The 26,657-nt window shown below is 61.2% G+C and carries 28 protein-coding genes and 4 tRNA genes; 26 read left to right on the top strand and 6 right to left on the bottom strand.

Features of this window, described 5'->3' with window-relative positions; all coding sequences use genetic code 11:
• Positions 1 to 30 precede the first annotated feature (30 nt).
• Positions 31 to 225 (bottom strand): hypothetical protein, encoded by a 195-nt coding sequence (locus TC41_RS09075; RefSeq protein WP_014464736.1) that lies wholly within the window; start codon positions 223 to 225, stop codon positions 31 to 33.
• 93 nt (positions 226 to 318) lie between these two features.
• Between TC41_RS09075 and TC41_RS09070 the strand changes: the two genes are divergently transcribed.
• Positions 319 to 1,200, top strand: coding sequence for a DUF72 domain-containing protein (locus tag TC41_RS09070; protein WP_014464735.1), 882 nt, complete (start codon positions 319 to 321; stop codon positions 1,198 to 1,200).
• On the top strand, positions 1,197 to 1,406 hold the full coding sequence (locus TC41_RS09065) for a hypothetical protein (RefSeq protein ID WP_014464734.1): 210 nt from the start codon (positions 1,197 to 1,199) through the stop codon (positions 1,404 to 1,406). The genes TC41_RS09070 and TC41_RS09065 overlap by 4 nt, the downstream gene beginning before the upstream one ends.
• Positions 1,407 to 1,413: 7 nt before the next feature.
• On the opposite strand, the gene TC41_RS09060 is transcribed toward TC41_RS09065, so the two are convergent.
• A complete protein-coding gene (locus TC41_RS09060) occupies positions 1,414 to 1,779 on the bottom strand; it encodes a hypothetical protein (protein ID WP_014464733.1) in 366 nt (121 codons plus the stop codon).
• A gap of 173 nt (positions 1,780 to 1,952) precedes the next feature.
• On the opposite strand from TC41_RS09060, the gene cax reads away from it, so the two are divergent.
• From cax to hisC, 3 genes are all read left to right on the top strand, one after another.
• The gene (cax, locus tag TC41_RS09055) at positions 1,953 to 2,981 is read left to right on the top strand and encodes a calcium/proton exchanger (RefSeq protein WP_237699889.1); all 1,029 of its coding nucleotides are present in this window, start codon (positions 1,953 to 1,955) and stop codon (positions 2,979 to 2,981) included.
• A 6-nt stretch (positions 2,982 to 2,987) separates the two neighbouring features.
• Positions 2,988 to 3,689, top strand: coding sequence for a DUF502 domain-containing protein (locus TC41_RS09050; RefSeq protein ID WP_014464731.1), 702 nt, complete (start codon positions 2,988 to 2,990; stop codon positions 3,687 to 3,689).
• 63 nt (positions 3,690 to 3,752) lie between these two features.
• The gene (gene hisC / locus TC41_RS09045; RefSeq protein WP_049784352.1) at positions 3,753 to 4,853 is read left to right on the top strand and encodes a histidinol-phosphate transaminase; all 1,101 of its coding nucleotides are present in this window, start codon (positions 3,753 to 3,755) and stop codon (positions 4,851 to 4,853) included.
• Positions 4,854 to 4,918: 65 nt separating this feature from the next.
• On the opposite strand, the gene TC41_RS09040 is transcribed toward hisC, so the two are convergent.
• The gene (locus TC41_RS09040; protein WP_014464729.1) at positions 4,919 to 5,251 is read right to left on the bottom strand and encodes a hypothetical protein; all 333 of its coding nucleotides are present in this window, start codon (positions 5,249 to 5,251) and stop codon (positions 4,919 to 4,921) included.
• A gap of 74 nt (positions 5,252 to 5,325) precedes the next feature.
• On the opposite strand from TC41_RS09040, the gene gltX reads away from it, so the two are divergent.
• The 11 genes from gltX to trhO all read left to right on the top strand — a co-directional run bounded on the left by gltX (position 5,326) and on the right by trhO (position 15,584).
• A complete protein-coding gene (gene gltX / locus TC41_RS09035) occupies positions 5,326 to 6,813 on the top strand; it encodes a glutamate--tRNA ligase (protein ID WP_041695269.1) in 1,488 nt (495 codons plus the stop codon).
• A 167-nt stretch (positions 6,814 to 6,980) separates the two neighbouring features.
• Positions 6,981 to 7,054, top strand: a tRNA-Gln gene (locus TC41_RS09030).
• Positions 7,055 to 7,057: 3 nt separating this feature from the next.
• Positions 7,058 to 7,133, top strand: a tRNA-Glu gene (locus TC41_RS09025).
• A 1-nt stretch (position 7,134) separates the two neighbouring features.
• Positions 7,135 to 7,207, top strand: a tRNA-Lys gene (locus TC41_RS09020).
• Between the two features lie 180 nt (positions 7,208 to 7,387).
• Positions 7,388 to 8,842 (top strand): RNA polymerase sigma factor, encoded by a 1,455-nt coding sequence (locus TC41_RS09015; RefSeq protein WP_041695268.1) that lies wholly within the window; start codon positions 7,388 to 7,390, stop codon positions 8,840 to 8,842.
• Positions 8,843 to 8,854: 12 nt separating this feature from the next.
• Positions 8,855 to 10,681 (top strand): excinuclease ABC subunit UvrC, encoded by a 1,827-nt coding sequence (uvrC, locus tag TC41_RS09010; RefSeq protein ID WP_014464726.1) that lies wholly within the window; start codon positions 8,855 to 8,857, stop codon positions 10,679 to 10,681.
• 146 nt (positions 10,682 to 10,827) lie between these two features.
• Positions 10,828 to 11,454 carry a succinate dehydrogenase cytochrome b558 subunit gene (locus TC41_RS09005; RefSeq protein WP_008341236.1) on the top strand — a complete coding sequence of 209 codons (627 nt, stop codon included), beginning with the start codon at positions 10,828 to 10,830 and terminating at the stop codon, positions 11,452 to 11,454.
• Positions 11,455 to 11,555: 101 nt separating this feature from the next.
• Entirely contained in the window at positions 11,556 to 13,268 is a 1,713-nt protein-coding gene (gene sdhA, locus TC41_RS09000) for a succinate dehydrogenase flavoprotein subunit (RefSeq protein ID WP_049763344.1), read from the top strand.
• Complete coding sequence (sdhB, locus tag TC41_RS08995; RefSeq protein WP_014464723.1) at positions 13,265 to 14,053, top strand: succinate dehydrogenase iron-sulfur subunit; 789 nt, start codon at positions 13,265 to 13,267, stop codon at positions 14,051 to 14,053. Before sdhA ends, sdhB begins: the two co-directional genes overlap by 4 nt.
• A 44-nt stretch (positions 14,054 to 14,097) precedes the next feature.
• Complete coding sequence (locus tag TC41_RS08990; protein WP_014464722.1) at positions 14,098 to 14,538, top strand: hypothetical protein; 441 nt, start codon at positions 14,098 to 14,100, stop codon at positions 14,536 to 14,538.
• 92 nt (positions 14,539 to 14,630) lie between these two features.
• A complete protein-coding gene (gene trhO / locus TC41_RS08985; protein ID WP_041695267.1) occupies positions 14,631 to 15,584 on the top strand; it encodes an oxygen-dependent tRNA uridine(34) hydroxylase TrhO in 954 nt (317 codons plus the stop codon).
• Here the strand turns inward: trhO and TC41_RS08980 are convergent.
• From TC41_RS08980 to TC41_RS08970, 3 genes are all read right to left on the bottom strand, one after another.
• Positions 15,529 to 16,956 (bottom strand): MFS transporter, encoded by a 1,428-nt coding sequence (locus tag TC41_RS08980; RefSeq protein ID WP_014464720.1) that lies wholly within the window; start codon positions 16,954 to 16,956, stop codon positions 15,529 to 15,531. The two genes, trhO and TC41_RS08980, sit on opposite strands and share 56 nt — an antisense overlap.
• Before the next feature lie 180 nt (positions 16,957 to 17,136).
• Positions 17,137 to 17,865 carry a GntR family transcriptional regulator gene (locus tag TC41_RS08975; RefSeq protein WP_014464719.1) on the bottom strand — a complete coding sequence of 243 codons (729 nt, stop codon included), beginning with the start codon at positions 17,863 to 17,865 and terminating at the stop codon, positions 17,137 to 17,139.
• Positions 17,858 to 18,724 (bottom strand): SPL family radical SAM protein, encoded by an 867-nt coding sequence (locus TC41_RS08970; protein WP_014464718.1) that lies wholly within the window; start codon positions 18,722 to 18,724, stop codon positions 17,858 to 17,860. Before TC41_RS08970 ends, TC41_RS08975 begins: the two co-directional genes overlap by 8 nt.
• A gap of 206 nt (positions 18,725 to 18,930) precedes the next feature.
• Between TC41_RS08970 and TC41_RS08965 the strand changes: the two genes are divergently transcribed.
• The 10 genes from TC41_RS08965 to TC41_RS08920 all read left to right on the top strand — a co-directional run bounded on the left by TC41_RS08965 (position 18,931) and on the right by TC41_RS08920 (position 26,657).
• Positions 18,931 to 20,106: a MalY/PatB family protein gene (locus tag TC41_RS08965; RefSeq protein ID WP_041695266.1), complete on the top strand. Its 1,176-nt coding sequence runs from the start codon at positions 18,931 to 18,933 to the stop codon at positions 20,104 to 20,106.
• Between the two features lie 129 nt (positions 20,107 to 20,235).
• Positions 20,236 to 20,463, top strand: coding sequence for a helix-turn-helix domain-containing protein (locus tag TC41_RS08960; RefSeq protein ID WP_008341227.1), 228 nt, complete (start codon positions 20,236 to 20,238; stop codon positions 20,461 to 20,463).
• A gap of 372 nt (positions 20,464 to 20,835) precedes the next feature.
• Positions 20,836 to 21,435, top strand: a complete 600-nt coding sequence (locus TC41_RS08955) for an acetate uptake transporter (protein ID WP_237699888.1) — start codon at positions 20,836 to 20,838, stop codon at positions 21,433 to 21,435.
• 155 nt (positions 21,436 to 21,590) lie between these two features.
• Complete coding sequence (locus tag TC41_RS08950) at positions 21,591 to 21,956, top strand: hypothetical protein (protein WP_237699887.1); 366 nt, start codon at positions 21,591 to 21,593, stop codon at positions 21,954 to 21,956.
• Between the two features lie 34 nt (positions 21,957 to 21,990).
• Positions 21,991 to 23,205: a CaiB/BaiF CoA transferase family protein gene (locus tag TC41_RS08945; RefSeq protein ID WP_014464713.1), complete on the top strand. Its 1,215-nt coding sequence runs from the start codon at positions 21,991 to 21,993 to the stop codon at positions 23,203 to 23,205.
• A gap of 42 nt (positions 23,206 to 23,247) precedes the next feature.
• The gene (locus TC41_RS08940; RefSeq protein WP_014464712.1) at positions 23,248 to 24,441 is read left to right on the top strand and encodes an acyl-CoA dehydrogenase family protein; all 1,194 of its coding nucleotides are present in this window, start codon (positions 23,248 to 23,250) and stop codon (positions 24,439 to 24,441) included.
• 123 nt (positions 24,442 to 24,564) lie between these two features.
• Positions 24,565 to 25,002, top strand: a complete 438-nt coding sequence (locus tag TC41_RS08935) for a MarR family winged helix-turn-helix transcriptional regulator (protein ID WP_014464711.1) — start codon at positions 24,565 to 24,567, stop codon at positions 25,000 to 25,002.
• A gap of 55 nt (positions 25,003 to 25,057) precedes the next feature.
• Complete coding sequence (gene murI, locus TC41_RS08930; RefSeq protein ID WP_014464710.1) at positions 25,058 to 25,903, top strand: glutamate racemase; 846 nt, start codon at positions 25,058 to 25,060, stop codon at positions 25,901 to 25,903.
• Between the two features lie 13 nt (positions 25,904 to 25,916).
• Positions 25,917 to 26,498, top strand: a complete 582-nt coding sequence (rdgB, locus tag TC41_RS08925) for an RdgB/HAM1 family non-canonical purine NTP pyrophosphatase (protein WP_041695265.1) — start codon at positions 25,917 to 25,919, stop codon at positions 26,496 to 26,498.
• Positions 26,499 to 26,583: 85 nt separating this feature from the next.
• Positions 26,584 to 26,657, top strand: a tRNA-Gly gene (locus tag TC41_RS08920).

Genomic DNA, 26,657 nt, shown 5'->3' with positions numbered 1-26,657 from the left:
CTTTATACCGGGACCAAGCTGTGAAACGCGTCATTCGTGGTATAAGACCTGATTGCAATTCGCACAGATGTACACGTACTGCTCGCGCACGACGCGGCCTTCAACGGGCATCCCTGGCTTGATGACAACGCTAGAGTCGAGCTCGACTTGGCGTTCTTCCCGGAACCAGGTATGATCGCAGTGCGGACAGCGGATGGCGTGTTGAGCGCTCGCCATGTCGTTCATCTCCCATCCAAGACCTAGATATCGCGTTCACGTCCACCATTATATCGATGAGCGAAGAACGGGGTCAAAGTCCGCACCGCGGGGAGGTCCAGGATGATACGCGTCGGAACGTGCGCTTTTCACGATCACGACGACTTCTACCCTCGCACCTGGCCCCGGGAGTTTCGACTCGCCTACTACGCGTCGTATTTCGATCTCGTCGAGATCGACAGCACCTTTTACCGCGTCGTGGAGGCCCGCGTGTGGGAGCGGTGGCTCGAGCAAGTGAGTCCTTCCTTCCTCTTTCACGTCAAGGCGCCCGGCGCGCTGACGTTTCACGTTCGGGTGATGTCCAGAGAGGCGCGCCGTGACGTAGGCAAGGCGTTTTTGGCGAGTCTCAAACCCGTCGAGGAGCGGGGCCAACTGGGCGTCATCTTATTGCAGTTTCCCCCGTGGTTTGACGCCACGCGCCAGCATCGCGTGACCGTCGAACGCCTGGTGGATTTCCTGCATCCCCATCGCGTGGCGGTGGAATTTCGCGAGCGCAGTTGGTACGCTACCGACGAACGTACCCATCGGACGCTCGAATGGCTCCAGGCCATGGGCGCCGTTCACGTCATCTGTGACGAACCCGACGCGGGGCGTACGTCAGTTCCGTACGTGCCCCGCGTGACGACTCCAGATCTCGCTATTTTCCGCATGCACGGCCGAAATCGCGAGACGTGGAACCAAAAGGGTCTCACTTCGTCCAAGGAGCGATTCTGTTATCGATACAGCCAGGACGAGCTCCGCGAAATCGTTCCGGACGTGCGCGCACTCGCCGAGCGGGTTCGAGAGGTTCACATCCTGATGAACAACAACTCGAACAACGATGCTGTATGGAACGCGTTCGATTGGCTGGATCTTCTCCATCTCGCGAGGCGCCCAAGGCCTCGGCTCGAGCGCGGAGATCAGATCCGCCTGTGGGGTGACGAGAACGATGGAGGCCTGTCATGAACGAACGGTATCCAAACTGGATGTTTGCTGGCGTCGCCATCGCTGCGTACGAGTTTTCAGGTTTCTTGGCGCGTTGGACCGGCGCCTCAGGCATCCGGTGGGTGGGATACGGCGTGGTGGCGGCCTGTGCCGCCATTCTGGGTGTTCGGTATCTGAGAACCTTTTGGTCCAGTTGGAAGAGGCGCCGGGGACCCAACGATCGCTGACTCGGCCTCAGCCGTGTTCGGCGAGGAGGCTCTCCATGTGTGCCGCAAACGCTGGGGAAAGGCGCGTGTAGAATGACACGCCATGTTGCTCAATCACACCCATTTCCGTGACGAGGTGCATCAAAACGGTCACAATTTTGTAGGGTTTTCCGAACGCATCAGGGGCGCTCCCAAACAGCGGCTTTGCGTGGCGCACGTACTCGGCGTCCGAGCACTCTACCATGCCGAGGATGTGTTCGAGCGCGATTCGATACGTCGTTCGACCTCGCTGTTGGACGAACTCGCGCGTTGTCAACTGATACTTCACCTGGTTGCGCACTTCGCTCCGCTTGAGTTCCCCTCGCAGCCGTTTGACCTTGGGAAATGCATACATCGCGCGGTCTCCTTTCTCGCCTCATTGTAGCACACTTGTCATGTAGAACCCCGGGAGACGCATGCAATGGAGCGCGGGCATTTGGTATGGTTTTGATAAATTTTTGAGGAATGGTGCAGACGGTATCACGAGGAGGAGAGACGCGATTGAATGTCTTGATCTCGATCGCTGCGGTGGTTCTGACCGCATGGAGCGTCGGCGTTCATCTGTGGGTGCACAGCCCTGTGATGCAGTTCTTTGTTTCCTCAGCGGCCGTGATCCCGCTCGCGGCCATCATGGGGCGGGCCACGGAGGCCATCGCGGCGAGGTCCGGCGAGCGACTGGGAGGTCTTTTATCGGCGACATTTGGCAATGCGGTGGAACTTATCATCGGCGTGTTTTCCCTGAAGGACGGGCTCATTCCTTTGGTCAAGTCGTCCATCACGGGCTCCATCATCAGCAATCTGCTGTTCGTCTTGGGCCTCTCGTTCTTCGTAGGGGGCTTGCGCCATCCGATTCAAAAGTTTAATGTCCGCGTAGCGCGCAGTCACGGTTCCATGTTGATGCTGGGGATTGGCGTTGCGTTTGTGGTACCCACCGCCTTCGCCTATGGCGCTGCTCACCTATCCCCGGTCCTGTCGTACGGGGCGGCGGCCGTCTCCCTCGTGGTGTATCTACTGGGACTCTACTTCAGCTTGTTCACCCATCGCGAACTGTTCCAAGCGATTCAACATGAAGAGGACGACGCTTCCGCGTCGACCAAGCCGCTTCTCGTCCATGTGGCGCTGTTGGCGGCTTCCACCGTCCTCGTGAGTCTGGAGAGCGACTGGCTCGTCGGCTCGGTGCGTTCCATCGCAACACACCTCGGGTGGAGCGAAGTGTTCATCGGCGTCGTGGTTGTCGCCATCATCGGAAATGCCGCGGAGCACGCCTCGGCGGTCTGGATGGCTTGGAAAAACCGCATGGATTTGTCGCTCGAAATCGCCGTGGGAAGCACGCTTCAGGTGGCCATGTTCATCGCGCCGGTCCTGTTTTTCATCGGCGCGCTGATGGGCGTCCCGTTCACGTTCGCGTTCACGTGGCCGGAAGTGGTCAGCATGATGGCCGCCGTTTTGCTCGTTGTTGTGCTCGTCATGGATGGAGAGTCCAATTGGCTGGAAGGCGCTATGGCTTTTGGCGCCTACGTGGTACTGGCGGCTGGGTTCTATAGCCTGCCGGGGTGACAGGAGATGAATTGGGTAAAGGAGATCCTTCGGAAACTGGCCCAGTACCTAGGTATCGGCCTTGCCACCATCTTGCCGTTTGCGCTGGCCATCTGGGTGGTGGTGTTCGTCGTCAACCAGGTCGATGGACTCGTCAGCTGGTACATCCCCTGGGTCTATCTTCACATCCCGGGTCTCGGTTTTTTGATTGTTCTCGCGGCGCTGTTCGTCATCGGCCTGTTGTCGCGCGCATACGTCAGCCGGATCGTGTTGCAATGGGCGGATCGCCTCTTTACGCACATCCCGGTCGTGCGCACCGTGTACACCACGGTCAAGGAGCTCATCGAGAACTTGTTCCGGCGGCGAACAGCGTTCCAAACTCCTGTGCTCGTGATGTGGCCGGACGAACGCGCCCAGGTGCTTGGCTTCATCACGTCCGAAACGCTTCCCGAGGCACTCGATCCGCAGGGGCGAATGGTGGCTGTGTACCTGCCGAATGCGTTTCAATTTGCAGGCGTGACGGTCCTTGTCCCGCGGGATCGCGTCAAGCCGGTCGATCTGAGCGTGGAATCTGCTTGGCGGTTCGCGTTGTCCGCAGGACTCGGCGAGACGCGAGGGGTGGAAACCGACGGAAAGGGAAAGATGCCTGCGGCGCAAGCGCGTGTGGATGCGGAAGGCCCTGACCGTTCGGAGGGGCCCAAGCCCCCTCCGCCGCCCGTTGGCGCGTGAGCAGTGACGGCCTAGGCCGATATCCTGTACAATGAAGAGCATGACACGTGGGAGGTGCGCGGGATGTCCGACGTCACGAGCAGGGTGCGGGGAAACCTGGCCGCCATTGAGCCTTACAAACCCGGTCTGAGCGACGAGAAACTGCGCCGAGAACTGGGGAACCGGCGAATCATCAAGCTCAATTCAAACGAAAACGCACTTGGCCCTTCGCCGCTCGCCATCGAGGCCATTCGCAAGGAGCTGCCGCGGCTTCACTTGTATCCGGATGGCGCGAGTGATCTGGTGCGCGAGGCCGTCGCTCGTCATCACGGAATTTCTCCGGATCAAGTGCTGGTGGGCAACGGATCCGATGACATCATCAAGCTCATCTCTGAGACGTTTCTCGAGCCAGGCGACGAGATCGTCGTGCCGCATCCGTCGTTCTCTCAGTACGGATTCGGCGCACAGGTGATGGACGCCCGTGTGCGGCCCGTGCCGCTGAAGCCGGACTTTACATATGACGTCGATGCCATGGCGGAGGCCGTCACGCCGCGGACGAAGATCGTGTATTTGTGCACACCCAACAATCCAACCGGGACCGTGCTGAAGCGCGGTGAGTTTGAGGCTCTCATGGCGCGCATCCCCGACGACGTGTTTGTCGTGGTCGACATGGCGTACGACAATTACGCCTTGGATGAAGAACGCCTGCAGCTTCGCCCGGAGGAGCTCGAACGCGGGAACGTGGGGTTTCTGTTCACGTTTTCAAAGCTGTATGGGTTGGCTGGATTGCGCGTAGGGTATCTGGTGGCGAACGCGAATGTGATTCAGTTCATTCACCGCGTGCGAGAGCCTTTCAACGTGAATCGCGTGGCCCAAATCGGCGCTATCGCCGCGCTTGAGGATGTCGATCACGTCCGGCGATCGCAGGCGCTTGCTTCTCAAGCGAGGTTTCAATACAGGCGGCTTGCCGAACATGGGATCCGCGTGGTGCCGAGCGAGGCAAACTTTTGCCTGGTGGAAGTCGGCGATGGCGCGGCGGTGTTTGAGGCGCTGATGCGGCGGGCCATCCTGGTGAGAACCGGGTTCCGCGGATTGGAATCGTATGTGCGTATCACCTTTGGCACGCCGGAAGAAAACGAAATGTGCATCGCCGCGCTGCTCGAGGTGGTCGGCCAAACGCATTGAGGCCAACATGGCGCCATCGCGCGGCCGGGGCAACGTTGGAAGTTGCCATCCGGCCGTGCGCGCGTTTAGGATCGATCCTCATACGTGTCATCGCCGTCCTGCTCGTACGGCGCAGTATGCCGATCCGACGTGATCATATTGGTGTCGCGAAAGCGGCCGCTCACCATCTGGCCGGGCAGCCACGGGGACGTCTTCCCGAGGCACCGCTCGTCGGTCGCGGCGCCATAGGGGCCCTCCGGGAACTCCTCGACGGCGAGATCGTAGGTGGCGGCTTGTGCGGCAGCGACGTCGGCCGTCGGGTAATCGGTCTCCCCTTGATCAACGGGGCCGGGATCGTACGCGCCGGAGTTGGAGCTCGAAATGGCGGGCGTCTTGGAATGGCGGTTCGCATCCTTCATCACGGTTCACCTCGCGCCTAGTGTGCGCACAGGCGCGGCGGATATCCGCGGGCAATTTGACAGGAGGTTGGGGCATGGCTCAAGAAGTTCGTGTTCGCTTTGCGCCGAGCCCTACGGGGGCTCTTCACATCGGGGGCGCGCGCACGGCGTACTTCAACTGGTTGTTTGCGCGAAAGCACGGAGGAAAGTTCGTCCTTCGAATCGACGATACGGATCGCGCCCGTTCGACGGAAGCTTCGTATCAGCAGATCTTAGAGGGATTGCGCTGGCTCGGCATCCTATGGGACGAAGGTCCAGACGTGGGAGGGCCCTACGGCCCCTATCGCCAATCGGAGCGCATGCATATTTACCGCCGCCACTTGGACCGGCTCCTGGCTGAGGACAAGGCGTACCCGTGCTTCTGTACGCCCGAAGAACTCGCTCGGGACCGCGAGGCCGCACAACGAGAGGGGAAGCCACCTCGCTACGTAGGCCGCTGCCGCCAGTTGTCTCCTGAAGAGCGATCTCGCCGGATCGCGGCAGGTGAGCCTCACGTGTACCGGATCCGCAGCCGCGTGGAGGGCGAGACCGTTGTTCACGACTTGATCCGCGGGGACGTGGCGTTCGCGAACAGTGAGATCGACGACTTCATCATCTGGAAGGCGGACGATACGCCGACGTACCACTTCGCGTCTTGCGTCGACGACGTGGAGATGAAAATTTCACACGTCATCCGGGCGGAGGAGCACTTGTCCAACACGCCCCGTCACATCGTGCTGTTCGAGGCGCTCGGCGCAGAGCCGCCGGCGTTTGCGCATGTGCCCATGATCCTCGCGCCGGATCGCAGCAAACTGTCCAAGCGCCATGGGGCCACGAGTGTGAGTGAGTATCGGGACATGGGCATCCTTCCTGAGGCGCTCGTGAACTATCTGTTGCTTCTGGGCTTCTCCCCGGGGGATGATCGGGAAATTGTGGACCGGGAAACGGCCATTCAGCTCTTTGACCTGGAGAAGGTGGCCAAGCACGCTGCTATTTATGACGTCAAGAAGCTGGAGTGGCTCAACGCCCACTATTTTCGGCAGCAGTCCCCTGAGGCTGTCATGGATGAGGCGTGGTCGCAGTTGGTGGAGCGCGGCTATGTGGCGGCAGACGAGTGTCGTCGGGAAGTCCTGATGTGGATCCGCACCGTGATTGCCTTCGTGCAGACGCGCAGCCGCAACCTTCAGGAGTTGGTCGACGGGCTGCAACCGTACTTTGAACCGGTCCGCGCGTACGACGAAAAGGGGGTTCGCAAGCACTTCGCGCATCCGGAGACCGCGAGTAGGCTAAGGACCGTGGCGGATCGCCTGACAGAGGTGGCACCGTTTCTGGCGCCCGTCGTCGAGCGCGAGTTCCGGCAGTGGATTGAAGACATGGGCGTGAAATCGGGCGAACTCATTCACCCCGTGCGTTTGGCCATCACGGGTTTGACGGTGGGACCCGGCCTGTTTGATGTCATCGCCCTCATCGGACGCGACGAAGCCGTGCGCCGTTTGCGGGAAACGGCCGATCGCATCGAGGCTGGCGAGGTGGTCACGGGGTGAGGCGAAAGCCGGCGGGATCGCCCGCCGGCCGCCGTTCGCGCAGGCGGTACGGATCGACAAAAAAATTGACGAGCAGCTATTGACACGGCACGAGGAAGCATGTATATTGAATTACGCAACCGGCTGAGCCGCCCGGAAGAGCGGTAGGGCGTCAGGTAAGGCTACGATGCCGAATGGTGTAATGGTAGCACGACTGACTCTGGATCAGTTAGTCTAGGTTCGAGTCCTAGTTCGGCAGCCAGTTGGCCCTATCGTCTAATGGCTCAGGACGCCGCCCTCTCACGGCGGTAATAGGGGTTCGAATCCCCTTAGGGTCACCACGGGTCATTAGCTCAATTGGTAGAGCATCCGACTCTTAATCGGGTGGTTGAAGGTTCGAGTCCTTCATGACCCATTCCAGAAAGGCCTCCTGCTACGGCAGGGGGTCTTTCGTTTTGTTTCTGCTCAACACCACGCGCGGCGGGGGTCGCTGTCCTTTCCGGCTTTCGTGGGCTATGATGAGACTATCCATCCTGGAGAGAACGGGGAAGCGTGATCCATGAGAGCACGTAGGTCGGGTGCGGAGCGCCGGCGAATGGCTCATGTTCTGGTGGACCGGTTCGGTCCCGCTGTGTGGCGTGCCGTCGTGGAGCGGATGGGGGAGACGCCTGAGGCCGAAGACGCCTTCGTGGACCTCATGCTCGCCGTGTGGATGCGAATCGGCCGCCGAGCAGACCTGGCGCGCCTTCGCGAACGGGTGGAGAAGACGCTGACATCCCTCGGGATTTCGTCCCCAGCGGAGGACGAGCCGAGCGAGGCGACCGCCGACACGCTCGAGGTGAGAGACGGAGGGGAGGAACTCGAGGAAACGGGGTTGCCAGAGGCGGTTCTTCGCGATCTCCCACTGGCGCTCCGGAACCGAGCGCTGCAGCGGTTGCGCGCCCAAATCGCGTACGAAGAGGCCGACGCGCGTCGCTCGGGCTCTCGGGTGGCGCGCGCGTCCGCCGGCATGCTCGTCCTGCTCGGATTCGCCCTCGTAGGGTACGGCTGGTGGGGAGAGCGGTCGTCGGGAGTGGGGCAGCCTTCAAGCGTCCACCGAGCGTCGCCAGAGCCCGTCGCGGGCGCCGACCTCCCTGTGCAAGTGCAGGCCGTGTTGGACATCACGCGTCAGCCGGTCGATCTCGGCCATCTAACCTTCGGCGATGGGGAGCTGGTGACGGGCAGTCTGTCGCTCGGCACCCAAGGAGATGAAATTCACTTGAGCGCTTATGCGCTCCATGGGCTTAGCCTGTTGGCTAACCCGCGTTGGACGTGCAAGGTCACCCTTTCGCCCCCTTCACCGGGGACTGGAGGTGCCTGGCTGTTTCGCTCCTGGTCGCTCTCGTCGGCGGGCGCCTGGGCTGTGGTTACGGTGAATTGGACGGAGAATCGCATTCATGGCGCGGCGTCGAGGGTGGACGTGTACGCTGTCCCGTTTGCAGGCGGATCGCCGTCGCGGCTGACCACGCTGAACGTGGGCGACGGCGGCGAGGTCGTGATCGCGACGGGGCCAGGCGGCATTGCGTGGCAATCCGTATCAGGGCAAGAAGGGGTTACGGCGGTATCTCCCGTCCATCTCGCGCCCATTGTCGCACGCGGGGGCTCGGCGTCGCTTGGCCCATCCGCCCGTATCGACGTGAGTGGGGTGGTCCGCAATCCACACGTCACGCCCGCGGGCTTTGTGTATCAGGGAACCTCGGCGGCTCCAGTGGCGGCGGGCATGTGGGTGTGCGTGGCGCCAACGGGGCAATCGACGGTCTACGCTGGCGTGCCTGCTGCGACGGATGGCGCCGTCGTCCAAGGTGAAAGCGGCGTGTTGTACGCGGTCGCCCCGGTGTCCTCGCCGGAAGGACAGACGCTCGCGATGTGCGCCCTGCACGCACCAGGGAGCCGCCAGCCGTCGTTTCGCCTGGAGGTGCCCGTGTCTGCCTGGGGCGCGGACGGTGGCTACGTGGACTACGTCGAGCGCGCGGGAGGACGCACTTATCTTGTGGTGGCGCGAGCCGATTGAGGAGGTGAGGCGGTGAACCAGGTCATCCGAGACAAGCTGGATCTGTTGCCGCAGCGGCCCGGCGTCTACCTCATGAAGGGCGAGAGCGGTCAAATTCTTTACGTGGGCAAGGCCAAGGTGCTGCGGAATCGCGTGCGTTCGTACTTCACGGGGTCGCATGACACGAAAACACAGGTGTTGGTCTCGCAGATCCGCGACTTTGAGTACATCGTGACGGACACCGTCGCGGAGGCGCTTTTGCTCGAATGCAACCTGATTAAGCAGCACCAGCCGCCTTACAACATCATGCTGCGGGACGACAAGTCGTACCCGTACATCAAGCTAACCAGGGAAAGGCATCCGAGGCTGCAGATTGTGCGCCAGGTGAAGCGGGACGGCGCGAAGTACTTCGGGCCTTACCCCAACGCCACGTCGGCGCAGGCCACGAAGCGCTTGTTGGATCGGCTGTATCCGCTGCGCAAGTGCAAGACGCTCAAGAAGCAAGTCTGCCTGTACTATCACATCCACCAGTGCCTCGCGCCGTGCGTGTATGACGTGGATGAAGCCACGTACGAAGCGATGGCGAAGGAAATCAGCCATTTTTTGAACGGCGGGCACCAGGATGTCGTGCGCGAACTCGAGCAGAAGATGCAAGCGGCGGCGGAGTCGCTCGAATTTGAGCGGGCCGCGGAACTTCGCGATCTGATTCGCCACATCGAGCAGGTCATGCAGGAGCAGAAGGTGACGTGGACGGACGGGATCGACCGAGACGTGTTCGGCTTCGCCGAAGACCGCGGGCTGCTCAGTGTCCAGGTGTTTTTTGTAAGGAACGGGAAGCTCGTCGAGCGGCAGGTGCAGATCGCGCCGCACTTCGACGATCCACTGACCGACTTCATGTCGTTCGTGGAGCAGTTCTACCACGAGCGGGTGGATCTTCCGAAGGAAATCCTCTTGCCCGAGGGCGTGCCGAGCGAAGCCCTTGCGATGGTCGTCGATGCGAAGGTGTTGCAGCCGAAGCGCGGGCCCAAGCGGGATCTGGTCGATCTCGCCTGTGACAATGCGCGCCAGGCGCTGGCGGAGAAAATCCAGCTGATGGACCGCAACCTGGACCGCACGCTGGGCGCGGTGATGGAATTGGGCCAGGTGCTCGCGATCCAGCCTCCCCGGCGGATTGAGGCGTTCGACAATTCCAATTTCCAGGGCGTCGACGCGGTGTCGGCGATGGTCGTGTTCATCGACGGCAAGCCCGCCAAGTCGGAGTACCGCAAGTACAAGATCCGATCCACCCAAGGGCCAGACGACTACGAAGCGATTCGGGAAGTGGTGAGACGGCGGTACAGCCGGCTCGTCCGGGAGCATAAGCCGCTGCCCGATCTCGTCGTGATTGACGGCGGGAAGGGTCAATTGCGCGCGGCGTTGTCCGTCCTCGAGGGCGAGCTTGGGCTCGATATTCCCGTCTGCGGCCTGGCGAAGGACGAGCGCCATCGCACGAGCCAGCTCTTCTTCATGGACGAGGAAGAGCCTGTGCGCATCGAACGACACAGTCCTGCGTTCTACCTGCTCGAGCGCATCCAGGATGAGGTGCATCGGTTCGCGGTGGAGTTCCACCGGTCGAGGCGCAGCAAGAGCGGATTTCAATCCGTCCTGGACGAGATTCGTGGCGTGGGACCGGAGCGGAAGAAGGCCATTCTCCGCCGGTTTGGCAGCCTGAAGGCCATCGCGTCGGCGCAGCCGGAGGACTTTCGCGGTCTCGGGATTGGCGACAAACTCGCGCGGGAGATCGTGGCCAGGGTCCGGGAAGAGCTTGTCGCTCGGGAGAAGGTCGAGATGGGAATTTCGTCCGAGGCACCGTTTTCTTGATTCTACGATGGCCAATCATTACAATTTAGAAGGTGCCAAACGGTGGCGGCGTGTCGCGCTGGCCTGCGGTGTTTTGCACTTGCACGGCGATCCCGCCGCGCGTACATATCGCTTCTCTTTTTGGGGGATTGAAGGGAGGAACCCAAGTGGCAGTGGCCCAAGCAGCCCAGCACAACCGGGAGTTTTTCTGGCGGCGGCTCCACACGCTTTCGGGCGTGATTCCGGTGGGACTGTTCCTGCTGGAACACTTGTTCACGAACGCGACGGCTCTGGGCGGTGCGGCAGCTTTCAACGAAGCCGTGCAAGCGATTCAATCGCTTCCGCTCCTGCACGTCATTGAGTTCGTGTTCATTTTCCTGCCCATCACGTATCACGGTGTGTTTGGGCTATACGTGGCGTTCGTGTCTGGCTACAACGCGAACCGGTACTCGTTCAGCCGCAACGTGATGTTCGTGTTGCAGCGGGTGACGGGCATCATCACTTTTGTTTTCATTATTTTCCACCTGTGGACGACGCGGTTTTCCGGCAATGCGCCGTCGTTTGACATGGTGCACGAGCTCGTCACCAACAATGCGTACTTCGCGTTCATGATCGTGGGCGTGATCGCGGCGACGTTCCACTTCTCGAACGGACTGTGGTCGTTCGCCATTCACTGGGGCATCACGGTCGGGCGCCGGGCGCAGCGCATCACCGCGTGGGTGACCATGATCATCTTTGTCGTGTTGGCGGCGGTTGGTGTGGCGTCGCTGATTGCGTTCCGGATGAACGTCTGAGGTGCACATGGACCTCTCGCAAGGTGCTTACGCGAGCATGGGAGGGAATTGACGTGGCAAACACGAGCATCATTGTCGTGGGAGGCGGCCTGGCCGGTCTCATGACCACCATCAAGGTGGCGGAAGCTGGCGTGCCGGTGAAACTGTTCTCCTTAGTCCCTGTAAAACGTTCCCATTCCGTGTGTGCTCAAGGCGGCATCAACGGCGCCGTGAACACAAAGGGCGAGGGTGACTCGCCGTGGGAGCACTTTGACGACACCATCTACGGTGGCGACTTTCTGGCCAACCAGCCTCCGGTTTTGGGCATGTGCGAGGCGGCGCCGGCCATCATCTATTTGATGGACCGCATGGGTGTCATGTTCAATCGCACGCCGGAGGGACTTCTGGATTTCCGCCGGTTTGGCGGCACCAAGCATCACCGCACCGCATTCGCGGGCGCTTCGACAGGGCAACAACTGCTCTACGCGTTGGACGAACAGGTTCGCCGGTATGAAGTGGCAGGCCTGGTCGAGAAATACGAGGGCTGGGACTTCCTCGGCGCCGTGATCGACGACGAGCAGATCTGTCGCGGCATTGTCGCGCAGGATCTTCGGTCCATGGAGATCCACTACTTCCGCGCCGATGCGGTGGTCATGTGCACCGGGGGCAACGGACTCATTTTCGGCAAAAGCACCAACTCGATGATCAACACGGGCTCCGCGGCGTCCGAGCTGTATCAGCAGGGCGTCAAGTACGCGAATCCGGAGATGATCCAGGTTCATCCAACGGCTATTCCGGGGGACGACAAGCTGCGGCTCATGTCCGAGTCCGCCCGCGGAGAGGGCGGCCGCGTCTGGACGTACAAGGATGGCAAGCCGTGGTATTTCCTGGAGGAATGGTATCCCGAATACGGGAACCTGGTGCCTCGCGACATCGCGACGCGCGCCATTCACAAGGTCTGCGTGGAGATGGGGCTTGGCGTCGACGGGCAAAACATGGTCTATCTCGACCTGACCCACATCCCGGCGGACGTGCTGGATCGGAAGCTGGGCAACATTCTCGATATCTACGAGAAATTCGTCGGCGACGACCCGCGCAAGGTCCCGATGAAGATCTTCCCGGCTGTGCACTATTCCATGGGCGGGCTGTGGGTCGACTACGACCAGATGACCAACATCCCGGGCCTGTTTGCCGCAGGCGAGGCGGATTATCAATACCATGGTGCAAATCGTCTTGGCGCCAACTCGCTCGTGTCCTGTATCTACGGCGGGATGATCGCCGGCCCGAACGCCGTGCGCTGGGCAAAGAATCTGCGTAAGTCTGCGGATAGCCTGCCCGAGTCGCTGTTTGAGCAGTACCGCCGCAAATACGAGCAGGAATTCGAGGAAATTCTCAAGCTCGACGGCGACGAGAACCCGTACCAGTTGCACCGCGAGCTTGGCAAGTGGATGACGGATCACGTCACCGTCGTGCGGTACAACGACAAGCTCAAGGAGACGGACGCCAAGATCCAGGAGCTTCAGGAGCGCTGGAAGCGGATCAAGATGTCCGACACATCGCGCTGGGAGAACCAGGTCGCCCAGTTCACGCGCCACCTGAAGAATATGCTCATCATGGCGCGTGCCATTACCATCGGAGCGCTGATGAGGAACGAGAGCCGCGGCGCACACTACAAGCCAGAGTTCCCGGAGCGCGACGACGAGAATTTCCTGAAGACGACCATCGCCGAGTACACGCCGGACGGGCCGAAGATCTCGTACGAGGACGTCGACGTCTCGCTGATCAAGCCGCGTAAGCGCAACTACGCGGTGAGCAAGGAGGCGACCAAGGAATGAGCACAACAGCGGAGGCCGTGCAGCAGGCGCAGACGGATTCGGGTCGCAAGGTGCATCTCATCATCGAGCGTCAGGACAGGCCGGATTCGGAGCCGTACTGGGAGGAGTTTGAAGTTCCGTATCGCCCAGGCATGAATGTCATCGCCTGTTTGATGGAGATCCAGCGCAATCCCGTGAACAAGAAGGGCGAGCCGGTCGCGCCGGTCACTTGGGAGATGAACTGCCTGGAAGAGGTCTGCGGGGCGTGCACCATGGTCATCAATAACAAGCCTCGCCAGGCGTGTTCGGCGCTCGTCGATAAGTTGCAGCAGCCCATTCGGATACGGCCAATGCGCACGTTCCCAGTCATTCGCGATCTCGTCGTCGACCGCAGCCGCATGTTCGAAGCACTCAAGCGGATCAAGGCTTGGATTCCTATCGATGGCACATACGATCTCGGCCCAGGTCCGCGCATGTCGAGCGAGGAACAGCAAATCGCGTACGAGTTGTCTCGCTGCTTCACGTGTGGCGCCTGTGTCGAAGCATGTCCCAATGTGAACGACAAGACGTCGTTTATTGGTCCTTTTGCCATCTCTCAGGCGCGCTTGTTCAATATGCACCCGACGGGGAAGATGAACAAAGAGGAGCGCCTGCAGGCGCTGATGGGCGAGGGCGGCATCTTCGAGTGCGGCAATGCGCAGAACTGCGTGGAGGTATGTCCGAAGGGCATTCCGCTCACGACGTCCATCGCTGTGATGAACCGAGAGGTCACCTACCGCGCGATTGGCGCATGGCTGCGCAAGTAAGAGCTTTGGGGCGCCGTGGATTCAGGGAAAGGCGGGGATGAACGATGCAGGCCGTCTCGGCACAGCGCAGGCAGCGGGCGCAGACGAGGAGTTTCATCGCGCTCATCGTGTCACTTTTGGTTCTCGGGTTCGGGAGCTACTTCCTCCTTCGGCCGGTGATCCAGGAGGAGACGAGCAATACGCCGGTCAACACGGTGCGCCGGTTCATCGACTTTGTGGAACTGCGGCAGTTCAACGAGGCGTACCATCTGCTCACGCCGACGTTCCAGCAGACGCCAGGCTGGCATGCGTCGCTGTACAATCTGTACCTGTCGCTCGATCCGTCCGAAGTCAACTATGCGCTTTTGGGTCAGCGAGGCGACGTGGCGGAGGTCGAGTTCTCGAATGAGCAGGGCGGCGTGTTGTATGTCAAGCGCGTCAACGGCCGCTGGTTGATCATGAGCCCGAATGAGGTTACCCAGTCGAGTGGCGCGACTACGCCGTGATCGTCGGAGCCAGGCCGGCCGAGGTCTGCAGGTAACTGCGACCTCGGCTCGTTTTTGTGGAAGCACGCGGAAAGAGGAGGGGACCAGTGCCGATGGCCTACGAGGTCATGTTGTTTTACAAGTTCACGCCAGTCGAGGATCCAGACGACCTCGCTCGCTCGCAGCGAGCGATGTGCGAGGAATTGGGGCTTCTCGGCCGCATTCTTGTGGCCGAGGAGGGGTTGAACGGGACGCTCTCCGGAGAAGCGTCGGCGTGCCAGGCGTACCGCGACCGCATGCGTCAGGATCCGCGTTTCGCGGACATGGTGTTTAAGGTCGATCCGGCCGAGGGACATGTGTTTCCTCGGCTCTCTGTCAAGCGGAAACGGGAGATTGTCCACTTTGGTGTGGAAGGTGCCCCGAAGCCCTGGGAAAAGACGGGGCGGAGGCTGTCTCCGCGCGAGTGGTACGAGATGCTCGGCCGAGACGACGTCGTCGTGATCGACGGCCGCAACGACTACGAATACGAGATCGGCCATTTCGAAGGGGCTGTGCGGCCGGACGTGTCCTCGTTTCGGGAATTCCCAGCTTGGATTCAGCGCCACAAGGACGAATGGCGTGGGAAAAAGGTGTTGACCTACTGCACTGGCGGTATCCGCTGTGAGAAGCTGTCCGGGTATCTCATGGAACAAGGCATCGACGAGGTCTATCAGTTGAATGGCGGAATTATCACGTACGGCAAGGATCCGGAGGTGCGAGGGAGAAAATTCCTGGGCAAGTGCTACGTGTTTGACGATCGCGTCGCCGTGCGCATCAACCAGACGGAAGAGGACACAGTCATCTCCCACTGCTCCATCTGCGGCGCGCCTTGCGATCGATACATCAACTGTGGATACTTGGACTGCCATCGCCGTTTTCTATGCTGTGAGGCGTGTGAGCGCGAGATGCGTGGGTTCTGTTCGCGTTCGTGCGAGGCGGAGGCGGTCAAGCGGGATCGCGTGGATCCCGGAGTCAAGCCGCTTCTCGCGATGGCTTTTGATGGAGCAGGGTCAGACCGAGGGCGATGACGGCAAGCGCCGCCGCAACGAGGAAGCTGCACCGATACGCGAGTGCCATGCCGTGGGCGCCAAAAGCAGCGGTGAAGAGTTCGACGCTGACGCCGCCCGCCGTCACGCCGAGGCCCATGCCGAGCGTGCGGCTCATGTTGAGGATGCCGCCGGCGACGCCGAGGTGAGCGGCGGGCGTCGCGTTCATCACTCGGGCGTTGTTGGCGGGCGTGAACGTCCCGACGCCGCATCCCACGAGAAACAGGCCGGCGAGGAAAGCAGGCGTGACACGGGCGAACACGAACAGCGACGCGGATCCCAAGGCGGCGAGCACCAGACCAGCCGCGGAAACCTTGACCTTTGACCACCGGTCGGCGAGTCGGCCGGCGAAGGGCGTGCACAGCGCCATGCCCACGGGAAGGGCCGTGAGCAGGAGACCTGCTTTGGCGCTCGACAGGCCTTCGACGTGCACGAACCAGTAGGGCACCACGAGGGTGACGGCGTACATCACGCTGAACGACAGGATAGACGTCAAGTTGCCCAGCCAGACGACGGGTTCGCGGAGATAGTGGATGGGCACGAGCGGAGCGGGAGCCCTGCGCTCGATAGCCACAAACGACGCCGCAGCAAGTACTGCGACGGCGAGCAACATCGCGGTGATGGTGGGACGGCTCTCCGGGCGGAAGCCCTCCTTCAGCACGTACATGGTGACGATGAGCAGAAACGCGAGTACTAGGGCGCCGACGAGATCGAATCGTGGACGGGGCGACTCGCGGCGATCGCGAGGGAGAAACAGGAGGGCCGCAAGGGTACCCAAGATTCCTACAGGCAGGTTGATGTAAAAGATGAGCCTCCAGGACGCGACGTGCGTCAAAACGCCTCCGACGAGGGGCCCCAGGCTCAATCCGAGCCCTTGGGCAAGCGCCTGAAAGCCGATGGCCTGGCCCCGCCGCTCGGCGTCGGCGGCGGCGGTAATGATGGACACGCTGTTGGCCTGCAGCAGGCTCGCGCCGATGCCTTGCACGACCCGAAACACGAGTAGGCTGGACAGATTCCACGAGGCCCCGCACAGCGCAGACCCGATGATGAACACGCCGAATCCCATGGTGTACATCGGGCGCCGGCCTATGAAATCCGAGAGTCGTCCAAAAGCCACGATGCACCCAGCGAGTGCAAGAAGGTAGATAAGACTCACCCACTCGATGCGGTTCATCGTGGTGTGGAACGCCTGTTCGAGCTTGGGCAGCGCAATGCTGATGATGCTCGCGTCGAGCGCCGCCATGAAGGCGCCGAAGCACACGGTACCGACGATGAACCACATGCCTTCCGGGCGGCGAATCACGCCCTCGAGCGGCAATCGGTGTTCCTTCCTCGCCAGCGTCGCCTGCTGCATCTTCCTGTCCCCCTTTGGCCGCGCTTCCGGTAGCGGAGGTCTTCAGACCACAGCATGCCCCTTTGCCCGGCGCGCTACTTCCCGGTTTGACTTGTCATGATGTCATAACAAGTTGAACTGTGCAGTTCCATTCTACAGGGCGGCGAGCGATTTGGCCAGAGGCCGCGCGCTCGCCGCTCGTCAACGCGGATTTCGAAGCAGGTGAACCCGAAGTTGGTACCGATCCGACGGGTAGCGCACCAGCGAATATTCGACGGGTGCGCCGGACTCGTCCCTCGTGATCCGTTCGATACACAGCATGGCGGCGGGCGGGGTCAGCCCGAATCGCGCGCAATCGTCCTCATCCGCGAGGTCGGCTGAGATGGTCTGGCTGCCCGAATTGATCCGGACGCCGTTTTGTTCGAAAAAACCGTAGATGGAGTCGTACATCTTCGGGTCCGGCGTCATCCTCGACGACACCTGGTATGGCGGCACGAGGTAGGAGCGCTCATGAAAATAGGCCATATCCTCCACGTACGCGGTGCGCTCGATGTAGAGCACCTGCCGGGACCGCGTCATCCGCAGCCAGCGGGCAATATCGTCGGGACAGACGCGCATCTCGATCACGTCGACGCGCACCTCCACGGGAAGTCCGGCCGCCCGGAGTTCCTCAGCAAACCCGTATAGCGTCGTAGACGTGGCCGGGTGATCGACCTCCGCAACATAGGTCCCTTTGCCCTGCCGGCGCACGATGAATCCCGCGGTGACGAGATCGCCCACCGCTTGGCGGACAGTCGTGCGGCTGACGTCATACATGGATGCCAACTCCGCTTCTGACGGGATCTGTTCGCCAGGGGGCCATTCTCCGCTCAGGATCTTTTCGAGTAACTCCGATTTCAGTTGCTTATACAGAGGAATGCTTTCACGCATGCTCTGGATCGATCCTTTCGTCAAAGGGCCGCCGTACGTCGAGCGGCAAAAATCCCTGTTGGTGCAGAAAGATGCGGTCTCGGGGCATCCTTTCTGCGAGCAGTTCGGCAAAGTCCCGCGCCTGTTCCGGGCGATACCACGCGTCCCGCTCCGCGGGCAGGTACCACTGTTCGACACCCAGCGCGCGACTTCGCCGCCCATTCGCACCGTCTCCGATAAACCAGTCGTCGATGGCGGCGAAATCCGCGAGCTCGGCGACGAGCCGCGGGAAATCGGGCGATGACGGCAAAATGGGGGCCACGGCGACCTGCACAGGGATTGCATGCGCGCGAAGGGCTTCGATGGCTCGGATGCGCGCTCGCACGGTCGGCGCGAAGGGCGTGAAACGGCGCCGGACCTCTTCCCGATCCGTCTCAAGGGTCACGGAGACGAGGACGCGATGGCGCAGGGATGCGAGGAGATCGGCGTCCCGGGCGACGAGCGGAGAGCGCGTCTGCACGAACAGAAAATCCACGAGTTCGGGCGCTGACGTGAGCGTCCGCAGAACGGTACGCGTCGCACCCACGCGCCATTCCGCGGGCTGATACGGATCCGTGCTGGACGACATGAAGATGCGCGTTCCTCCGCGCTGCCGCGCCCTGCGCAGTTCTCGCAGCAGATCTTCCGGGTTGATTGGCTTGGCTTCGGCGTACGAACCCCAAGGTTCGCCGCGGAAGCGCGCCACAGGCAACGCCTGCACGTAGCAGTACTTGCAACCGTATGCACAGCCGATGAACGGATTCAATGTGTAATCGTATCCGCGGAGATAGCCGCCGGTTGGCGTCAGCAGGCGGCTTCGCGAGTGGCTCATGGCGGTCATGTGCAATCCTCCAGCACGCGATGGATCTCCATCTCCGGATCAAGCGTACCACAGCGCGCTTTTTCATGGTATCCATATCGGATATTTGGGTAAATAGGTTGCCATGACCGAGGACCAGGATGTGACGCCGTCCGTTGTGATACATTGATGTACGTCGGTGCGATGCTGTCGCGCCCACAGAGGAGCGGCATCGGGAGGTCGGGTGCATGTCCAGTTTCGACAGGTATGTGGAACGAAGGAACACAGGGTGCATGAAGTGGGACGGCCTGAGGCGCCGTTTCGGGAGGGACGATCTCATTCCGCTCTGGGTCGCGGACATGGACTTTCCCTCGCCGCCGGCCGTGATCGACGCGCTCGTCGAGCGGGCCAAGCACGGGGTGTTCGGCTACGCCATCCAGACGGACCGGTATACGGAGAGCATCGTCCAGTGGATCAAGGCGCGGCATGGGCTCGAGATTTCGCCGGACTGGATTGTGCCTGCGCCTGGTGTGGTCCCAGCGCTTTCGGTGATCGTCCAGGCTTTCACCGAACCTGGCGATGGCATTCTGATTCAGCCTCCGGTCTATCACCCGTTCCGGCGCGTGATTGAGGGATGGGGGCGGCGCGTGGTCGAAAATCCGCTCGTGGAGTCGAACGGGCGGTACGAGATGGATTTCGACGACCTGGAGCAAAAGGCAAAAGACGCCAAGGTCATGTTCCTATGCTCGCCGCACAATCCGGTCGGCCGCGTGTGGACGAAACACGAGCTCGAGCGCGTCGCGGATATCTGCCAGCGGCACGGCGTGCTGGTGGTGAGCGACGAGATCCACGCGGACATCGTCTTTGCCCCTCATCGGCACACCCCGTTCGCTTCGCTCGGACCGGAGTGCTCGCGAAACAGCATCACGTGTCACGCGCCGAGCAAGACGTTCAACTTGGCGGGGCTCAACACCGCGTATATCTGGACGGAAAACGAGTCGCTGCGAACCGCGTACGAAAAAGCGTCGCGCCGAGCTTCCATGGCCGAACTCAACGTCTTCGGCATCGAGGCGATGATTGCGGCCTATCAGCACGGCGCGGCATGGCTCGATGAGCTCCTGGAATATCTGAAGGCGAGCCTCGGTGAGATGGAGCGCACGTTCGAGCAGGAACTTCCGGATATTCGCATGATCCGTCCAGAAGGCACGTACATGGTGTGGTTGGACTTCCGAGCGCTAGGGATGTCTGACGAAGAACTGGATCGGTTTTTGCGTGAGGAGGCCCGCCTCGGTCTCAACGAGGGGCACATCTTTGGTTCGCAGGGATCTGGGTTCCAGCGAATGAACATCGCTTGTCCGCGTTCACTTCTGCGACAGGCTCTTCAACAACTGCAAGACGCAGTCAGCCGGCGCTGTATACCTTGACGGATGTCGAGATCATCCCCGCGGTCTCGCCCATCTCGGGCGCGGGACGGAACGGTCGCGCAGCGGGCGACATACGATACCCTGACTGTATCCCGCTCTTGTATGACCGGGCAAGGAGGGATCGTGGGGATGGCACCTGTCAAGGACGGGCGCGGCAAGTCGCTGTTGACCAACCGAGAACGAGAAGTGTTTGAGCTGCTCGTTCAGGATAAGACGACGAAGGAAATCGCTTCGCAACTCTTCGTCAGCGAGAAGACCGTCCGGAACCATATATCCAACGTCATGAAGAAGCTGAATGTCAAAGGGCGCTCGCAGGCCGTGGTGGAACTGGTGCGCCTGGGCGAGATCACGATTTGACAGGCAACACCCCTACCGCGAGTAGGGGTGTTGAGCCTCTTCCGCAGGCCGCGAAGGCCCTGGCGCTCTGGCGCCTATTCCATCCCTATGCTCGCAGCGCACAGAAAAGACCACAGGAGTCCCCACGGCGCCTGAATCCGCGTCGCAATCTGAGTATAGAAATCGGAACTTTCATGATTGACAGCGCTTTCATTCGACCTTAGTATGGAGATTGAAGCGAAGTTCGTCGCAAGGGGGCGAGCGGCATCAAGATGAAACGGTGTTTCTGATATGAAACAGTTGGTTGTGGGGACAGTGAGGGCCGGAAGGCTGACGAGTTTTTGGAACCACGAATGTAAGCGGATTCAAAAAACGCGATGTGAAGGGAGATCGATGATGCACGACAAGCGGCTTGGCGATCCGATTGTGGTGGGACTTGCGGCATTTGTCGTCGCGCAGACGTTGCTGAATCTGCCGAACGCGCATCTGGTGCCTCCGCAGGTGACACTGTTCTTCATGCCCGCCATCCTCGTGTGTGGCGGTCTCGTGTACTTCTTGGCATGCATCTTTTCCTACGTCCGCGGGGACACCTTCGGCCTGAGCGTGAACGGATTTTACGGAGCGTTCTTCACGTCCCTGTTCCTGTTCTTCTATCTCGAATTGAAAGGCGTGCTTCAATTTGGTACGCAGGCGAACGAGGCGCTCGGGGTGTTTCTGCTCATCTGGACCATTGTCACCGTGCCGTTCGTAATCGCCGCATTCCGGGTGCAACTGATGTTTGGGCTGCTCTTCTTGTTCGTCTTCTTCGCATTCCTCGGCGGCACGCTCGCCAACCTCGCCGGCGTAAACAGTGCGTTTGGAGGGTACTCTGGGCTGATTTCTGCCGCCATTGGTCTCATCCTGATGGCGGAGGCGTTGCTGAAGAGCGTGCAGGTTCACGTGCCACAGCCCTCGCCTAGTGTGGCGGATTTGATCGCTCGCTCTGAGGCATGACGTTCAGCGCCATCTTTCGCAGCTATCGTGTGCTGGCCCTCGGGCCAGCTTTTTTGATCCCTGTCTTGCCGCCACCTGTTTTGTGATCTACCATGAGAGCAGGCATCATTTCTGTAGTGAATCGGAGTTTACAGTATGAAACTGAGGTGAGCGGATTGCGGATCTGGACACAGGCAGACCGGTCGAGCTCCGGCGTGGACGTTCGCGCAGCTCAACAGCTGGCGTATGCATTGGTGGAAGGAAGACCGGTGTACGTCCGGTGCCACGTGCCCGCCTGGGAGGATGCCCTGTTTGCGGCCATCCGCGATGCGCTTTGGTCTGCGCGCGAAGCATGGCAGATTACCGAGGAGCGGTATGAGGCGGCGCTTGGGCGGCTGTGTTCTGCTGAAGAAGGCGAGCGCGTGCCCGAAGGCGCGGTGGTCGTGGAGGTGCGTGCGGCGGAATCGCAAGGGCCGTTCATCGTCGGACTTCAGGGACACGGCCGTCAGAACGAACACCAAGGCCGTGCAGCGCTGACCTGATGCAGGACTTTCGTCCGAGAAGAAGGTGACTCGCATGCAACCGCTTGCAGGCGTCCGCGTGCTCGACCTCAGTCGAGTGCTCGCGGGGCCCTTTTGTACCCAGATTCTCGGCGATCTCGGCGCCGACGTGATCAAAGTCGAGAGCCCGCAGGGCGACGAGACCCGCAAGTATGAGCCCACCAAGGACGGCGTGAGCAGCTATTTTCTCGCGTTCAACCGGAACAAACGGAGCATCGCGGTCGATTTAAAGACCGAAGCAGGGCGCGAGATTGTGCGCAGGCTCGCGCAGGAAGCGGACGTGCTCGTGGAAAATTTCCGCACAGGAACGATGGAGCGGTGGGGGTTGGGCCATCGCTCGCTCCGAGCGGAGAATCCCCGCCTTATCTACGCGGCCATCAGTGGGTACGGTCGCACGGGGCCGTGGAAGGATCGGCCAGGGTACGATCTCGCCATTCAGGCCGCGAGTGGGTTGATGTCGGTCACGGGCGAGGCGGGGCGCGGGCCTGTGCGCACCGGCTGGTCCATCGCCGATTTGACGGCCGGGCTCTGGGCGGCCCTCTCGATCTGCGCCGCGCTGTTGGAGCGCCAACACACGGGGCGCGGCACCTACCTGGAAACGAGCCTGTTTGAAGGCCAGGTGGCGCTCATGACGTATTACGCCACGGCGTACTTCCTAACAGGTCACGTAGGCGAACGGCTGGGCTCATCTCACTTCAGCCTCGCGCCGTATCAGGCGTTGGAAGCGGCGGACGGGTGGCTGGTTGTCGCCGTCGGGAACGACGGGCTCTTTCGGAGGTTCTGCGAAGCCATCGGAAGTCCTGAGCTCGCGGACGACCCACGCTTTCAAACGAACGGGCTCCGCGTGCGCCATCAGAGTGAGCTAGCGGCTCAACTCGAAGCGCGGCTAGCCGAACGAACTGTGCAGGAATGGGAGAAGGTTTTGATGGAGGCGGGCGTGCCCTGTTCTGCAGTGAACCGAATCGATGACGTGCTTCATCTAGAGCAGGTCGCAGCTCGAGGCATGCTGTGGGAGACTCAGTACCCCGGGGTGGGATCGTTCTGCGTGACGAGATCGCCTTTTTTTGGAGAAGGGTGGGACCTTCACCTGCGGCAGCGCCCGCCGGGGCTTGGCGAACACACGGAGGAGATTCTGTTGGAGTTGGGATATCCTCCTGGCGAGATTGAAGCGTTAAAGGCGGCGGGTGTCGTGGTGAGTCGTCCGCCGTCGGATCTGGAGACATCGAGGTAGGCAAGTGTGAGAGCCGCGGGCTCAACAGGGGAGGCGTGTGTCATGGATTTCAGCCTGACGCAAGAACAGATGGCGGTTCGGGATGTGGTCCGCAAGTTCGTGGACGAGGAGATTTTGCCCTACATCCGCGAGTGGGACGAGAAGCAGCACTTTGAGCCAGGTGTGCTCCGGCGGCTGGCAGAGCTGGGGCTCATGGGCGTGTGTATTCCCGAGAAGTACGGCGGCGCCGGGATGGACTACAATACGCTCGCCATTGTCTGTGAAGAGCTCGAACGCGGAGACATCGCGTTTCGAACGGCCGTCTCGGTTCACACGGGTCTCAATTCGCTCACGCTGCTTCAGTGGGGAACCGAGGAGCAGAAGCAAAAGTACTTGGTTCCTCAGGCGCGCGGCGAGAAAATCGGGGCGTTTGGACTCACGGAGCCGAACGCGGGGTCGGACGTGGCTGCGATGAGGACGACGGCCGTGCGGGACGGGGATTTCTACATTTTGAACGGTTCAAAGATCTGGATTTCGCTCGCCGACGTCGCGGATCATTTCCTGGTCTTTGCGTACACGGATCGCTCAAAGAAGCACCACGGGATCACGGCGTTCATCGTGGAGCGCGGCTGGGAAGGGTTCTCGACGAGATCGATCAAGGGCAAGCTCGGCATTCGCGCGGGCAATACGGGGGAACTGTTCTTCGATCACGTCCGCGTTCCAGTCGAGAATCGCCTTGGAGAAGAGGGCGAAGGTTTCAAAATTGCCATGTCCGCGCTCGACAACGGGCGTTTCACGGTGGCGGCCGGGGCCTGCGGATGCATCGCGGCTTGCCTCGAGGCATCGGTCAAGTATTGTCACGAGCGCGAGACGTTTGGCCAGCCCATCGGCAGGCATCAGTTGGTGCAGCAGATGATTGCGAAGATGGCCGCAAACCTGGACATCTCTCGCTTGCTGGTTTACCGCGCCGGATGGCTGAAGAACCAGGGCTTGCCGAACACGCGCGAAACTTCGCTCGCGAAGTGGGTGGCGTGTGACGCAGCATGGGAGGCAGCGTCGGACGCGGTTCAGATTCACGGCGCCTACGGGTATTCGAACGAGTATCCGGTGGAGAGGTACCTGCGAAATGCCAAGGCGCCGGTGATTTATGAGGGGACGCGCGAGATCCACACCATCCTGCAGGCGGAGTACGCGCTCGGATACCGACGAGACAAACCGCTGTCGCGCCGACTTCCGGCGTGGCCATTTGAAGAATAATTCAAGGGCAACAGGCTGGGGCGCCACCGGCGCCCTTTCTTGATGCCCGATCCCGTTGACCGAAAAAAGTGGGCAATGGTACGATTTATTGGACTCTGGGCCAGGACAGGATGTGGGTATCCTTTGGCAGACTACAGTCCCTTTGTTGAGGAAATTGAAAAGGCATTGCGCCTAGTCGCCGCCACGGTGCGGCGCCGCGGCAGGGTTCTGTTGAAAGACTACGACCTCACGTCGCCCCAGTTTGATGCGCTTATCACGCTGTACAATGAGGGCGAGTTGACCATCGGCGAGTTGTCGGCCAAGCTGTACCTCGCGTACAGCACTACTACTGACTTGGTGGACAGGCTGGAGCGCGCTGGGTATGTGGCCCGCCAGCGGGATCTCGTGGATCGGCGCGTCGTTCGTGTGCAACTCCGGGACAAGGGCGCGCAGGTCATTGAAGCGGTGCTCTCCGCGCGCCGGGCCTACCTCGATTCGATTTTGAAACATGTCTCCATTGAGCAGCGCCGCGCCATCCTACAAGCACTCGATCTTCTTCTGACGAATATGGGTAATTCGTGACCGTCGCTCGTAGAGCCGAGGTACGCGGGTGTTTGAACTTAGAGGAGTGGGGAACATGGACTGCGCGCATCGCCCTATCGGCGTGTTTGATTCCGGCATCGGGGGGCTGACGGTCTTTCACGCGATGAAGCGCCGCTTGCCCCACGAATCCATGGTGTACTTCGGCGATCGCGCCCGTTGTCCCTATGGCGATCGGGACCCAGCCGAAGTGGAACGCTTTGCGCTCGAAATCGGGCGTTACCTGGAGCGCCTCGGCATCAAGCTGCTCGTGGTCGCCTGCAATACGGCGACAGCCGTCGCGCTGTCGCGCCTGAAGCACGAGCTCGGCATCGGCGTCGTGGGCGTGATCGAGCCCGGGGCGTCCCAGGCGGTAGAGGCGAGCGAAACCGGGCGAATTGGCGTCATCGGCACTTCGGTGACCGTCTCAAGCCATGCGTACGCCCAGGCGCTCCGAGCCCTTCGCCCGGATGTCTCTGTCGTCGAGGTAGCGTGTCCGCTTTTTGTTCCACTGGTCGAACAGGGGCACGTGGAAGGCGAGGCCGTGGAGGCTGTGGTGCGCGAATCGCTTCAGCCGCTCCTCCGTCAGGGCATCGACACCCTAGTGCTCGGGTGCACCCATTATCCGCTGCTCATGCCGGTCATTCGGCGGGTTTTGGGTCCGTCCATCCGCGTCATTTCGTCAGCGGACGCCACTGCAGAGCGGGTCGCGCGATGGCTCGCCGAGCGCGGCCTTCAGGCTCCGGATGATGGCGAACCGGACGCCTGCTTTTTGACGACTGGGGATACGGCGAGCCTCCGCATGGCCCTGACGACTTGGTTCGGTGAAACGCCTGGCGATCGCGCCGTCCGCCATGTGTCGCTTCCCCTACCTGCGGAGCCCTTGCAACAGGTCGCGCCGTGAGGAGGTGGTGCAGATGCGCATCGTAATGGCCACGCAGAATCGGAACAAGGTTCGAGAGTTCGCGGAGATCCTTGGGGGTCGAGTGGAACTTGTGCCTCTCCCTTCAGGGCTGCCGAAGGCGCCTGAAACGGGTGAAACCTTCTTAGAGAACGCGCGTCAAAAGGCGCTGTTTTACGCGGCATACGTCGAGGATCCCGTACTCGCCGACGATTCCGGACTTGTGGTTCCCGCGCTTGGCGGCGAGCCGGGTGTACACTCGGCGCGCTACGCGGGGGAAGGTGCGGATGATGGCGCCAACAACGACAAGCTCGTCCATGCGCTTCGCTCCAGGGGGCTTCGGCAAGCTGAAGCATGGTTTGCCTGCGCGCTTGTCCTCGCTCGCAAGGATAGGGTCATGTTGGAGGTTGAATCGCGGGTGGACGGCTTCGTCTACGACGAGCCGAGGGGAGAACACGGGTTTGGATACGATCCGCTGTTTTCTCCGCAGGGAGCATTGCGCCGATTCGCGGAGATGTCCGCCGCGGAGAAGCACCAGTTCTCTCACCGCGCGCGGGCCGTGCGCGAGTTATTAGCTCGCATTCCTGAAATGACCTGAGACGAATGGACGTGAACCACGTCGGGAAGGCGCTATCTTGATATCCCCTGCCTGATCGACTAAACTATCGAAGGTGGTATGATATGCGGGTGTAGTTCAACGGTAGAACTCCAGCCTTCCAAGCTGGCGGCGGGGGTTCGACTCCCCTCACCCGCTCCA

This window comes from Alicyclobacillus acidocaldarius subsp. acidocaldarius Tc-4-1 (assembly GCF_000219875.1).
Lineage (GTDB): Bacteria > Bacillota > Bacilli > Alicyclobacillales > Alicyclobacillaceae > Alicyclobacillus > Alicyclobacillus acidocaldarius_A.
Note: the sequence above shows the minus strand (reverse complement) of the source record. Positions and strands in the feature narration are given on the sequence as shown.